Source organism: Nonomuraea sp. NPDC051298 (assembly GCF_055586305.1).
Genome location: NZ_JBVJIM010000008.1, coordinates 49,946 through 61,878 on the forward strand (window position 1 = coordinate 49,946; position 11,933 = coordinate 61,878).

Below are 11,933 nucleotides of genomic sequence, written 5' to 3' on the forward strand. Positions count from 1 at the left end.
GCAGTACCGCACTGAGACCCAGGCGTGGCCGGCATCCACACCGCCCACCGGCGCTCCGCCCGGCAACCGCACCAACCCCGCCCTCATCGGCGTGATCATCGCCCTGTCGGCACTGCTGCTCCTCGGCGGTGGCGCGTTCGGCACGTACGTCTATCTCAACACCCCCGGCCCGGAGGCCACCACCGTCGCCCAGCCGAGCCTCCAGCCGCCGTCCGGGTCGCCGTCGGTTGCGCCACCGTCGTCCGCGCCGCCGTCGTCCGTACCGACCGAATCGCCCGACGTCGAGCCCACTGAGCCGGCCACCTCGCCGAGCACTCCCGCCAGCAGATCGGACGGGCCGATAGAGCACACGGAATTCGGCGACTGGAACTACTCCTACAAGGACGAGAAGTACGCGGCGAACAAGGTCGGCGGCTGGACGTACGACTCATGCGACCCGGTGGACGCCGAGGGGCTGATGGCCGACAACGGCTGTGAAAACGCCGTCCAACTCGCGTACAGCGCCTACGGCGGGAACCTCAAGGCGGTGCAGATCATGCTGTCGTTCGCCGACAGCAGTGACGCCAAGAAGACCGCGAACGCGTTCAAGAACACCGCCGACAACAAGGTGAACTGGCGCAGGAGCAGCGCCCACAGCAGGTACGCATACGGCGCGATCTTCACGGGCTCGTACATGAACTACATGGTCATCACGATCGTCACCGCCAACGAGTCGGCCAAGTCCAAGGCCAAGAAGTTCCACACCGCCATGCAGGCCGATCGCGGCGTCTACTTCTTCCTGGGCCGCCAGGACGAAAGGGTCGTCACCAGCTAGTCGCGGCACCCGCCCGCAGCGCTCCGCCGATGACGCCCCCGGCCCGGCCCGGCGCGGCGAGCGAACGCACGGGAGACGTGCGGAATCGCGCGCTGTGGCGGGGCATGGCCTTGGAACCACCAGCGGGTACGTTCGTCGAGATCGCCGAACGTGCAGTGCAGGAGCGCGGCGGCCAGCAGCGACGAAGGTAGCCTGAACCGCTGCGGCAGGAGTCCCCCTTGCCCCATGCGCGGCAGGAGGACGTTGCCCGTATGCAGGTCGCCATGCGCCAGCCCGCGCAGGTGCTGGACGTTGTCCCGGGCGACGATATTGCCCGCGGCCATGGCCAAGGGGTTCGGCAGAAGCCGGGCGTCGCTCTCGTCCGCGAACATGATCCAGCCATTCCGTATCGATAAGCCTTTTCCGGCTGGGATGGACGAGGGCGGTCGTCAGCGGCGCAGCCGGTCTCGACCGGCTGCGCCCGTGTCTTCCCCGGTTATTGGGCCGCCGGGATCGTGCCGTTGACGTAGTTGCTCTTGACGGTCTGGGCGATGGAGCGCTGCCAGGCCGTCATGTCCGCCTTGAGCTGGGCCGGGGTGCGGGTGCCTGTGCGCAGGTCGGCGATGAAGTCGTCGTACTGGTCGAAGGCCCAGTTCTCGATGCCGAAGGTGTACTTCTGGATGCCGCCCGTGCCGTAGTAGCCTCCGGCGCCGACCAGTGCGGCCGGGTCGATCGTGTGGTCGGCGTTGCGGCCGCAACTGTAGCCGCACGAGTTGTCGTCGGTGTAGTCGTAGACGAGGTGCCGCTTGGCGTTGCTCGCCAGGTACATGTCGGATAGTTCGGGTGGGGTCGTGCCCGCGTACGGGAAGAGCGGGACGAACACGCTGACCGTGGGCTCGCCGAGGGCCACCCACATCGTGGTGAGTTTGCCCTCGTACGGGTCGCCGATCTTGGAGCCGGTGATCACGGTGCCGAACGTGGAGACGAAACGGTTGAGGTGGTAGCCGGTGGATTTCTCCCCGGAGGGCAGGTCGCCGATGCTCTTGGACAGAGACTCGATGGAGTAATTGCCGGGGATGCCGTACCCGCGCACCTCCTTCTGGATGAAGTAGCGGTAGTCCTTCTTGTGTGGATCGTCCATGCGGATGCCCGCGCGGTTGTGGCGCATGACGCCGCTGGTGGAGTCCTCCCAGTCGTGGACGCCGTCCGGCGTGTCGCCGGTGTTGACCACGACGTCGTTCTCCACCGTGGTGACCTGCTCGTCCACGAAGTACGGGAACCCGTTCGGCTTGGTCCACCGGACCTTGCTGAAGTTCGTCCGCCAGTCGTAGCCCGAGTAGGCGCCGTCGGCGGGGTTGGCCGCATCCTTGTCGTCGGTGTGCGGCGCGGAGTAGTGGCCGTCGGCGTCCTGGGTGTACTCGGAGGTGATGTTGTCGCGGGTGAAGCTGTCACCGTCGATCTCGAAGACGGCGGCGTTGCCCCACCGGTCGAAGACGCTGATGATCGTGGAGGTGTTGCGGCCGGTGCTGGCGTTGAACCCGCCGCCGTCGTTGGTGTCGCGCAGCAGTTGCTCCACCTCGTCCACCCGTTCGGCCCGCGAGAGCACCAGGTGGTTGAGGTAACCGCCGGTCATGCCCTTGGCGAGGTCCTGGGAGACGGGGAAGCCGTGGCTGGAGGCGAAGGCGGAGTCGAGCGTGTGCCCGGCGACCTGCACCAGGCCGAGGCCGCGGTCGTTGGCGCCGGCCCACGGGATGGTCGAGCCGGTGATCGGGTCCAGGCCGGACGAGCCGCGCGCCGTGACGCCGGTGTAGCCGAAGCGGGAGGTGTAGCGGTCGCCGCCGCCGAAGCTGCTGCCGTCGGCCGGCTGGTGGAACGGCACGACCTGCCAGCCGTCGGGCGTGGACCAGTGATCGCGGTTCTTCCAGACGACCGGGCGGCCGTCCACGGTGGAGGCCCCGGTGGCGACGGCGGAGCTGGAGGCGTGCGCGGGCGGTGTCCAGACGAGGACGGCGACCAGAGCGGCGGCGGCGGCGAGCAGAGGTTTCTTCTTCACCTGGGGGTGGCCTTTCTGATGAGGTCGGTGAACAGGGCCTGGGACTCCGGGCTGGTCGTGATCAGCTCCTCGGGGTGCCACTGGACGGCCAGGATCCGGTCCCTGGTGTGCTCCAGGCCCTCGATCAGGCCGTCCTCGCTGAAGACGGTGGCGTCCAGGCCGGCGCCGAGGAGCTTGACGCCCTGCTTGTGAATGCTGTTGACGCCGAACTCGTCCTGGCCGAACAGCTCACCCAGGCGCCCGCCCTTGGCGGTCACCCGGTGGGAGAGATGGGTGCGCGCCGCGTCGGGCCGGTGGAGCACCGAGTACGGCGTTCGAGTCAGGTCCTGGTGCAACTCGCCGCCGTAGTACACGTTGACCACCTGCAGGCCGCGGCAGATCGCCAGCACCGGCAGGCCGCGCTCGATCGCCTGGTCGAGCATGGCCCACTCCAGCCGGTCACGCGCCTGGTCGAGCGTGACCGTCACGCCGTCCTCCACCGGCGAGTCGTAGCGGGCGGGCTCCACCGAGGCGCCGCCGGCCATGACCAGCGCGGATGCTTCGGCGGGCAGGTCGAGCGTGTCCTGCGACGGCGTGATCGTGCGCGGGACGCCTCCGACGTGTTCGATCGCGGCCTCGTACGGGCGCGCGGGCGTGCGGTCTCCGGCGGTGATGATGATCAAGATGGAAGCTCCGGGAGTCATTTGAGGCCGGTGGTGGCGATGCCCTGCACCAGCCGGCGTTGGAAGAACATGAACAGCAGGAACAGCGGCAGCAGCGACACCACCGACATCGCGGTCATCGGCCCGAGGTCCGAGCCCGCGGTGGCGTCGAGGAACATGCGCAGGCCGACGGGCAGGGTGTACTTCTCCGCGCTGTTGAGGTAGATCAACTGTGGAAGGTAGTCGTTCCACGTCCAGATGAACGTGAAGATCGCCGTGGTGGCCAACGCGGGTTTGATCAGCGGCAGGGTGATGTGCCAGTACCTGCGAAAGGCGCCGCAGCCGTCCACGGCCGCCGCCTCGTCCAGTTCGCGCGGCAGCCCGCGCAGGAACTGCACGTTGAGGAAGACGAAGAAGGCGTCCATCGCCAGGAAGTACGGCACGATCAGCGGCAATGGGCTGTCCACCCAGCCGAACGCGTGGAAGATCGAGTACTGCGGGATCAGCAGCACGTCCTTGGGCAGCAGCAACATGCCGATGGTGAGCGTGAAGCACACCGCTCGGCCGCGGAAGCTCAGCCGCGCGAAGGCGTAGGCGGCCAGCGAGCACGAGATCACGTTCCCGGCGACCGCCAGCAGCGCGATGACGGTGGAGTTGCGCAGGTAGGTGCCGAACGACTCCACGCCCGCGCCGTCCCAGCCCTGGACGAAGTTGTCCAGCGTGGGCTCCGTCGGCAGGAGGGAGATGTTCTGCGCGATCTCGGTCGTCGACTTGAACGCCGTCATGACCATCCACACCAGCGGATAGAGCATGATCACGAGAGTTCCGACGATCGCGACGTGGGCGAGGCGGTTTGTCATGTGTTGTCCCCGTAGTGGACCCAGCGGCGCGAGCTGCGGAACAGGACGGCCGCGACCCCGGCCAGCGCGACCAGCATGAGCCAGGCCATCGCCGAGGCGTATCCCATGCGCTGATGGTCGAAGCCCTGCTGGTAGAGGTTCAGCGCGTAGAAGAGGGTGGAGTCGGCGGGGCCGCCGTTGCCGTCGCCGACGAGCTGGGCGGGAGCGAACGTCTGGAACGCTCCGATGATGCCCAGCAGCAGGTTGAAGAAGACGATCGGGCTCAGCATGGGCACGGTGACGCTGACGAATTTGCGCAGCCGGCCCGCGCCGTCGAGCGCGGCGGCCTCGTACAACTCGCCGGGGATCTGCTTCAGCCCGGCCAGGAAGATGACCATCGGCGCGCCGAAGCGCCAGATCTCCAGCGCGATGATCGTCCAGATCACCGTTCCCGGATCGTTGATCCAGGAACGTTCCGAGACGCCGAACCAGCCGAGCACCCCGTTCACCGGGCCGCCGTAGTCGAACATGGCCCGCCAGGTGATGGAGACAGCCACGCTGGCGGCCAGCAGCGACGGCAGGTAGAACAGCGAGCGGTAGACGCCCTGACCCCGGCGTTCCCTGGCGAGCAGGAGCGCGGCGGCCAGCGCGGCGCCGAGCTGCAGCGGAACCGCGACCAGCACGTACCCGCCGGTGATGAGCACCGAGTGCAGGAACCGGTCGTCGTCGGTGAACAGCTCCCGATAGTTGCCGAAGCCGATCCACTGAGGAGACGACAGCAGGTCGTAGTCGGTGAAGGACAGGTACAACGACCAGCCGAGCGGCGCCACCACCAGGAGGAGCAGCCCCACGGCCCACGGGATCAGGAACGCGTAGGCCGCCAGGTCACGCTTGATCAACTGGCTCGCCCCAGCACCTTGTCGGCCTCCCGCACGAAGGCGTCCGCGGCCTGTTCGATGTTCGCCTTGCCGAACCAGATGTCCTGGGTGTGCCGCGTGAGCAGGTCGGAGCGGATCTCCTTGCCGCCCGTGGGGTCGGGGGCGGGCGCCGCACCGCTGTTGCCGGGCTCGCGCAGGTAGTCGACGTAGTCGGCGATCTGCTTGTCCTGTGGGTCGAGGCCGGGCAGCAGGGAGGAGGCGATGGCGGAGTTCGGCGGCACGCCGCGCGACAGGCCCAGCGCCTTGCCGGCCTCCGGATCGTTGAGCAGGAAGTCAACCAGTTGCACGGCCTCGCGCGGATGCCGGGTCTTGGCGTTGACCGCCCAGCTCACCGAGCGCATGAGGTGCACACCGGGGCGCGCCTCCTCGCCGGGCAGGGGGCCGTACTTCCAGTCCTCGCGTGGGAGGCTGACGCTGGTGCCGTACACGCTCATGGCGACCTTCTTGGCGGCCACCGGGTCCTGGGAGACGTCGCCGCCGGCCGAGCCGCTGGTGACGTCGGGTGGCGGGACGACGCCCTTGTCACGCAGGTCCGCCCAGAGCTTCCACCACTCCACCAGATCCTCCTTGGCGAAGCCGAGCGCCCTGCCGTCGGCGGAGAACCAGTCCTTGCCCTTCTGGCGCAGGAACACCTGGAGGTGGTTGTGCTGGGCGCTGCTGTCGGCCAACGCCCAGGTGCCCTTCGGCAGCGCGGCGGCCAGCTTCGTGGCCCGCGCGGCGAAGTCCTGCCAGCTCGTTCCGGCGGCGGGGGCGTCCAGGCCGCCGCTCTCCAGCAGTTTCGGCTGGTAGACCAGCGCCATCGGGCTCGTGCCCGCGGGCACGTCCATCAGCTTGCCGTCGACCGTGCCCTGCGCGAGGAACTCCTCGCCGAGGGCGTCGGTCCTCAGGACGTCCTTGTACGCGCCGAGGTCGAGCAGCAGCCCCTTGGCCGCGTACGTGCGCACCTGGTCGTCCTGGAAGACGTCGGGTGCCGCGCCGGAGGCGAACTCGGTGTTGAGCTTGTCGTAGTAGCCGGGGAAGGCTGACGGGCGGACCTTCACCTCGACGTTGGGGAACCTCTTCTCGAACAACGCGATCGCGTCGTTGGTCGCCTTGGTCCGCGCGGTGTTGCCCCACCAGGCGACGGTCAGGGTCACCTTGCCGGCGGTGGAGTCTTCGCCCGAGGAGCAGGCGGTGAGCAGGAGGGCCATGGACGCGAACGTCGCCAGGCTGGAACGCAGCATGATGGGGCCTTTCAGAGAGCTGCGATGGTGAGATCAGGAGAGGGTGGACTGCTGGAGTCGGATCATGAGGTCCCAGTCGGCGCGCAGTGTGCTCAGGACCTGCGTGAGTGAGCGTTCGCTCGGGGCGTGCCGCAGTTCGATCAGCTCGGCCTGCGGCGCCGCCCGGCGGACCAGGGGAGTGGCGGCGCTGGTGTGCAGCACCGCGGTCGCGTGCGGCAGCGCCGCCCGCAGCGCGTCGTCGTCGTCATCGGGGACGAACTTCATGGCCGGGCTACCGGGGTGCCGCTCCTGGATCAGCGCCTCGTAGCTCTGCCGGGTGGCCGGCCTGGCGATCAGCACGAGCCGGTCGGCGTCGCCGAGGCGGCGGATGCGGTCGAACACCTCGGCGTCCAGCTCGGAGGTCAGCGGCAGCACGCGCACGGGCTGCTCGGCCAGCCGCTCCTCGACCTCCCTGATGTGGAAGACCAGGCTGATCACGTGGGTGACGTCGTCGACCCCGGCGCGGCGGAACTCCTCGATGTCCAGGGCCTTGATGGCGCCGACGCCATCGGGCAGCCGCTCCGACAGGGTGGCCGCGTACCGCTCGACGGAGGCGCGCACGCCGACGAACGACACCCGCAGCCCGAGGCGCAGCATGGCCAGCCGTTGCTGGACCGCCCGCCCCGCGATCGCGGGGGTGACCCCGTCGGCGAGGAGGTCGAGCAGCGCCGTGTCCACCTTGGCGGTCTGGCGCAGGTCCCACGAGTCGTTGCCGGGCGTGGCCGAGCGGGCGGGCAGGGTCACCCGGGTGCCGACCCCGTGCCGGGTCTCCGCGAAGCCGGACTGCGCCAGCCCGTCGTACGCCTGGCGCACGGTGTCCACGGCCACGCCGAGCCGCTGGGCCAGGACGCGCACGGCCGGGAGCCGCACGCCGGGCGCCAACTCGCCGGTGGCGATGATGTATTCGAGCTGGGTCCGCAACTGGACCCAAAGGGGAATCCCTGAATCGGGGTCGATGCGCAGCCGTCTGTCGAGCTCAACGCCAGTCATGGAGTGTTATGGAACAGTAAAACACTCCAGGTGTCAACGCCTGCTGGACGTCGAACTCGGGTGCGTGGGTCTATCCTTTTCCGCCGGAACATCGGATGGCGCACACCGCGCACGGCCACGAGAATGGCGTGGTGGAGGACCAAGAAGCACTCAGCGCGTTGATTCCTCGCACCAGTTGCCTGATGGGCCCCTGGCTGGCCAAGGTCGACGATCTCAGCCGGGTGCTCACCGCAGAGATATTGGCCCTGGGAAATGACGGCTATGTCGTGGTGCTGGCCGACTCCCAGGGATACACCCTGCGCCGCGGCCCGAAGGACCCTGACGACCTGCGGCAGGACCGCGCTGCCGTGTTGAACGGTCTGTTCGGCCAGGACGACGAGGTCCGGATGGCCCGGCCGCAGCGGCTGACCGTGCCCGCCTTTCCGCCGGGATCCAGGATCAGCTTGTCGGCGGTGCGAAAGGCAGTAGGCCGGGCCATCGGCGGCTACGGGCTTCAGTCGCGCCTGACTTGGCCGGCTCTGGCGGGTGTGGCGCTGGGGGTCGCGCTGGCCTTGTTCGCCCTGGTCGTGGGCGCCTATCCGGTCGCACTGTTCCTGAGCATGGGGATGGGCATGCTGGGTACAGCCTGGCAACTCGGCGGAGTCAGGCTCAGCCGCTTCGGACGCGCGGAACGGCACCGGATGCTGGCACTGCGAGAACGGCTGGAACACGACGTGCGGGAGGGCGTCGTCATGGACTCCTCGACGTCCACGCGGCTGCTCCCTTGGGCGCACCTGCTGCTCGACCGGGGGGCGTTCAGCACGTGGTGCGACAACCAGCGCCCTCCCGTGAGCTTCCCTCCGTGGTGGATCTGGACGGACGACCCACAACCCGACTTCGTCTCGGACACCGCCCTGTTCGGCTTCATCGCGGCGTTCCTGCGGCAGGTGCGCCCCTGAGCGGGCGGGCGGCGTCGAACCGGATGGAACGGAAGGAGAGACGGCGGCCTTCGGCATCCGGGCCGGCCGACAGACGCTGCCAGATCATGGACAACGGCGATGTCGCCGTAGGCCGGCTACGTGCTCGAACGGAGGGTCGTTCCTGCGACGGGGCGGGTCGGGTCGGAGGACCATTGGGACCAGGAGCCGGCATACAGCGCGGCCCGCACCCCGATCTGCTCCAGCGCGTACACGGTGTGCGCCGCCGTCACCCCCGACCCGCAGTAGACCCCGATCTCGGATCCGGCCGTGACGCCCAGGTCGAGATAGCGTGCCGCCAGTTCGTGGGCGGGAAGGAAGCGCTGGTCGGGGGCGAGGTTCTCGCCGGTGGGGGCGCTGACCGCGCCGGGAATGTGCCCGGCGCGCGCGTCCACCGGTTCGGTCTCGCCCCGGTAGCGTTCCCCGGCGCGGGCGTCCAGCAGGACGCCGCGTACGGCCAGCGCCGCGGCGCCGTCGGCGTCGAGCACCGGCAGCCCGCCCGAGCCCAGCACCACGTCGCCCGGTTCGGGTACGACCTCGCCGGGCTCCAGCGGATGCCCGGCGGCGGTCCACGCCGCGAGGCCGCCGTCGAGCAGCCGGACGTCTCGCAGCCCGGCCCAGCGCAGGAGCCACCAGGCGCGGGCGGCGGCGAGGTTGCCGACCGCGTCGTAGAGCACGACCGGCTCGCCGGCGCGCAGGCCCCAGCGGCGCGCCGCGTCCTGCAGGTCGGCGGGGTCCGGGAGCGGGTGACGGCCCTCGGCAGGGGACGGCCTGGCGGCCAGCTCGCGGTCCAGGTCGACGTAGCGGGCACCGGGCAGATGCCCGCCGAGGTACTTCCGCCGGCCGTCCGGGTCGCCCAGTTGCCACCGGACGTCGAGCAGGTGGATCCGTTCCCCCGCGAGCAGCCGTCCGGCCAGTTCGTCGACGGGCAGTGGTGGTGGAGTGGTGGCCGTACTCACTTGTCGTCTTTCTGCTTCCGTCAGACCGGCAGGTCAGTGGGTCCGCCGTCGTGCGGGCGGGAGTCGAATCCCTGTTCCTTCCATGCGCTGTAACCGCCGTCGATGTGACTCACCCGGGTGTAGCCCAGCTCCGCGAGTCGTTCGACGACGGGCCCCGACCCGCGTTCTGAGGAGCAGAAGACCACGATGTCCCGATCGAGGTCGGCGGCGTCGGGGAGCAGGTCGGCCGAGCCGCGCGCGAATCGGCTCGCCACGTCGGTCTTCTCGACCGCCACGGCCGATGGCAGCACACCGTGTTCGACCCGAGCCTCGGGGCGGCGGACGTCGACGAAGAGCGCTCCGCTCCTGAGCTTCTCGGCCGCCTGCGCCGGGGCGATCAGGGCGTCGCGTGCGGGGAGGTCGTCCTGCGTGGTCATGATGCTCCTCTGAGGGTTGGCGACTCGGCGCTCGTTCGCGCGCGGTCGAGGGAAAGGTCGGCGGAAGGTACGAGGTCGGTGCGTGCTGCCCGGGGGCGCGGTCGGCCACCGGGGTCTATCGACTCTTCTCGTCCAGGCCCAGGACGGACCGGGCCACCAAGTCGATCACCACGTCCTCGTTCGGCGGGTTGAACAGGGCGACGCGCAGGTCGCGGAAGTGCCGTCCCAGCGGTGACTCGTGCCAGACGGAGGCACCGCCGACCAGGCGGCAGGCGTGGTCCACCGCGTCGGAGGCGTGCCGGTGCGCCAGGAGTTTGGTGGCGGCGGCCGCCACGGCCTCAGCCCGGTCGGCCACGGTGGCACCCCGCCGCAGCGCGTCCTCCAGCAGCACCCGCGCCTGCGTGAGGGCCAGCTCCAGACGCGCGGCGTGCTCCTGGGTACGGGCCTGCTCGGCGCGGGTTCCGGGCTGTCCGTCGGTGCGCGGGCCCGCCGCGAAGTCGAGCGCGACCTCGCGGGCCGCTTCGGCGATGCCCAGATGGATGGAGGCCAGCAGGAGCGCCCACCAGATGCCGAAGCGCCTGCCCTCCGGCAGTCCGGCGTCGTACGCCTCGACGACGGCGTCGCCCGGCACCCGCACCTCGTCCAGGAGGACGTCGTGCGAGGCGGAGCCACGCAGGCCGAAGGCGTTCCAGGTCGGATCGATCCGCAGCCCCGGCGCGTCGGCGGAGACCAGGAAGGTGCGCACCACGGGCTTGTCGGTGGTGCCACCGCTCTCGGCGTCGCCACTGCCCGATGCCCCGCTTCGGCCGGTGCCGTTCTTCGCGGTGCCGTCCTGCACGGTTGCCGAGATCAGGAGGTGATCCAGGAAGACGCTGCCGGTGACGTACCGCTTGTGACCGGTGATCAGCCACGAGCCGTCGGGCTGCGGCACGGCGCGGGTGCGCACCCCGCCGCCCCGGCCGGGAGAGCCGCTGACCCCTTCGCTGCCGGCGAGGTTCACCAGGCCGCCCGCGGCCAGTTCACGGATGGGTCCGGACGGCGCGGGCCCCGCCAGCGCCCAGTTGCCGTGGATGTAGTGCATGGTCAACACCAGTGCCACGGAGGCGTCCGCCGCGGCGAGCGCCCGGATCACCGAGGCGGCCTGTGACAGCGTGGCGCCGCTTCCGCCGTACGCGAGCGGGAGCGCGAACAACGTCAGCCCGGCCCGCCTGATCTCGGCGAAGGTCTCGGCGGACGGCTCTTCGTCGGCCGCGCGGGCGGCGATGCCCGGCGCGATCCCGGCGAGGGCGGCCAGCGCCTCCTGCTCAGTGCGCGGCGAGGCCAGGGGGGCCGCGCGGAACGGGGCCGTCACCTGCCCACGCCCAGCTCTGGCGCCCGCCCGACCCTCGTGGTGTGTCCGTCTTGTCGTGGTCCGGTCATGAACAGCTCCTTCACGTCGTGGAGATGGAACAGGTGCTCCACGGCTATGCGGTGTCGGGCTCCTGCGCGTAGATCGGCTTCTCCTCCGTCGTCCGGTCCGCCACGGCCTCCGGCCTCAGCCGCTCACGGATGCGATAGGAGAGGTCGTCGGGATGGTAGGCGCTGCGCAGCTCGGGGCTGGCCGCCGCGGCGAACGGCGCCGGGGCGCCCGGTTCCCAGCGTTCGTAGCCGCCGTGCAGGACGAGGCGGTGGGCGATCTTCCAGACGCCGTCGCGGCGCTCCAGCCGATCGAGGAAACGCAGGCTGCGGAGATAGTCGAAGCGTTCGCCCTCCTGCTCGACCGGGTTCAGGCTCAACCCGTGAGACTCGGAGAAGGCGACGTCACCCTCGACCTCGGTCACGGTGTTCGGGATCGTCAGGCCCTTGGTCTTCAGCGGGGAGCCCGCCCACGCCTTGGCGGTCAGGGCGGCGATCGCGTCGCTTCCGCGCTGCGGCGGCAGCTCGAAATGTTCGTAGATCGCGTCGTCGTGGAAGACCGACGCGAGCAGTTGCGCGTCACGTCGCTCCTGCGCTCGCGCGTACCGCAGGATCACCTCGCGGATCTCCTGCTTGTCGAGCAGCTCGCGCAGTCTGCCTTCGAGTTCGGCGTCCATGCTTCCTCCATCAG

The 11,933-nt window shown here is 69.9% G+C and carries 13 protein-coding genes; 2 read left to right on the forward strand and 11 right to left on the reverse strand.

The features are described from left to right. Nucleotides 1-91 precede the first annotated feature (91 nt). Nucleotides 92-814, forward strand: a complete 723-nt coding sequence (locus ACZ6S0_RS23625) for a hypothetical protein (protein WP_465921333.1) — start codon at nucleotides 92-94, stop codon at nucleotides 812-814. Here ACZ6S0_RS23625 and ACZ6S0_RS23630 read toward each other — a convergent pair. From ACZ6S0_RS23630 to ACZ6S0_RS23660, 7 genes are all read right to left on the reverse strand, one after another. After that, a complete protein-coding gene (locus tag ACZ6S0_RS23630; RefSeq protein WP_465921337.1) occupies nucleotides 811-1,185 on the reverse strand; it encodes a hypothetical protein in 375 nt (124 codons plus the stop codon). The genes ACZ6S0_RS23625 and ACZ6S0_RS23630 overlap by 4 nt on opposite strands. Before the next feature lie 104 nt (nucleotides 1,186-1,289). Next, nucleotides 1,290-2,846, reverse strand: coding sequence for a C45 family peptidase (locus ACZ6S0_RS23635; RefSeq protein ID WP_465921341.1), 1,557 nt, complete (start codon nucleotides 2,844-2,846; stop codon nucleotides 1,290-1,292). Further along, nucleotides 2,843-3,508 (reverse strand): gamma-glutamyl-gamma-aminobutyrate hydrolase family protein, encoded by a 666-nt coding sequence (locus tag ACZ6S0_RS23640; protein ID WP_465921345.1) that lies wholly within the window; start codon nucleotides 3,506-3,508, stop codon nucleotides 2,843-2,845. The genes ACZ6S0_RS23635 and ACZ6S0_RS23640 overlap by 4 nt, the downstream gene beginning before the upstream one ends. A 17-nt stretch (nucleotides 3,509-3,525) precedes the next feature. Then, complete coding sequence (locus ACZ6S0_RS23645; protein WP_465921349.1) at nucleotides 3,526-4,347, reverse strand: carbohydrate ABC transporter permease; 822 nt, start codon at nucleotides 4,345-4,347, stop codon at nucleotides 3,526-3,528. Then, a complete protein-coding gene (locus ACZ6S0_RS23650) occupies nucleotides 4,344-5,225 on the reverse strand; it encodes a carbohydrate ABC transporter permease (protein ID WP_465921354.1) in 882 nt (293 codons plus the stop codon). Before ACZ6S0_RS23650 ends, ACZ6S0_RS23645 begins: the two co-directional genes overlap by 4 nt. Beyond that, nucleotides 5,222-6,487 carry an ABC transporter substrate-binding protein gene (locus ACZ6S0_RS23655; protein WP_465921358.1) on the reverse strand — a complete coding sequence of 422 codons (1,266 nt, stop codon included), beginning with the start codon at nucleotides 6,485-6,487 and terminating at the stop codon, nucleotides 5,222-5,224. The genes ACZ6S0_RS23650 and ACZ6S0_RS23655 overlap by 4 nt, the downstream gene beginning before the upstream one ends. Before the next feature lie 33 nt (nucleotides 6,488-6,520). Beyond that, a complete protein-coding gene (locus ACZ6S0_RS23660) occupies nucleotides 6,521-7,516 on the reverse strand; it encodes a GntR family transcriptional regulator (RefSeq protein WP_465921362.1) in 996 nt (331 codons plus the stop codon). A gap of 131 nt (nucleotides 7,517-7,647) precedes the next feature. Between ACZ6S0_RS23660 and ACZ6S0_RS23665 the strand changes: the two genes are divergently transcribed. Next, nucleotides 7,648-8,454 carry a DUF2207 domain-containing protein gene (locus tag ACZ6S0_RS23665; protein ID WP_465921366.1) on the forward strand — a complete coding sequence of 269 codons (807 nt, stop codon included), beginning with the start codon at nucleotides 7,648-7,650 and terminating at the stop codon, nucleotides 8,452-8,454. Between the two features lie 116 nt (nucleotides 8,455-8,570). On the opposite strand, the gene ACZ6S0_RS23670 is transcribed toward ACZ6S0_RS23665, so the two are convergent. From ACZ6S0_RS23670 to ACZ6S0_RS23685, 4 genes are all read right to left on the reverse strand, one after another. Beyond that, the gene (locus ACZ6S0_RS23670; RefSeq protein WP_465921369.1) at nucleotides 8,571-9,431 is read right to left on the reverse strand and encodes a sulfurtransferase; all 861 of its coding nucleotides are present in this window, start codon (nucleotides 9,429-9,431) and stop codon (nucleotides 8,571-8,573) included. A gap of 20 nt (nucleotides 9,432-9,451) precedes the next feature. Then, entirely contained in the window at nucleotides 9,452-9,847 is a 396-nt protein-coding gene (locus tag ACZ6S0_RS23675; protein WP_465921374.1) for a rhodanese-like domain-containing protein, read from the reverse strand. Nucleotides 9,848-9,962: 115 nt separating this feature from the next. Continuing rightward, on the reverse strand, nucleotides 9,963-11,198 hold the full coding sequence (locus ACZ6S0_RS23680) for an acyl-CoA dehydrogenase family protein (RefSeq protein WP_465921379.1): 1,236 nt from the start codon (nucleotides 11,196-11,198) through the stop codon (nucleotides 9,963-9,965). 112 nt (nucleotides 11,199-11,310) lie between these two features. Next, entirely contained in the window at nucleotides 11,311-11,919 is a 609-nt protein-coding gene (locus tag ACZ6S0_RS23685) for a nuclear transport factor 2 family protein (RefSeq protein WP_465921383.1), read from the reverse strand. Between the last annotated feature and the right edge of the window lie 14 nt (nucleotides 11,920-11,933).

Bases quoted from the DNA above. Each gene is read 5' to 3' on its own strand.
- ACZ6S0_RS23685 (WP_465921383.1), bottom strand. From the start codon at position 11,919: ATGGACGCCGAACTCGAAGGCAGACTGCGCGAGCTGCTCGACAAGCAG.
- ACZ6S0_RS23660 (WP_465921362.1), bottom strand. From the start codon at position 7,516: ATGACTGGCGTTGAGCTCGACAGACGGCTGCGCATCGACCCCGATTCA.
- ACZ6S0_RS23655 (WP_465921358.1), bottom strand. From the start codon at position 6,487: ATGCTGCGTTCCAGCCTGGCGACGTTCGCGTCCATGGCCCTCCTGCTC.
- ACZ6S0_RS23630 (WP_465921337.1), bottom strand. From the start codon at position 1,185: ATGTTCGCGGACGAGAGCGACGCCCGGCTTCTGCCGAACCCCTTGGCC.
- ACZ6S0_RS23675 (WP_465921374.1), bottom strand. From the start codon at position 9,847: ATGACCACGCAGGACGACCTCCCCGCACGCGACGCCCTGATCGCCCCG.
- ACZ6S0_RS23645 (WP_465921349.1), bottom strand. From the start codon at position 4,347: ATGACAAACCGCCTCGCCCACGTCGCGATCGTCGGAACTCTCGTGATC.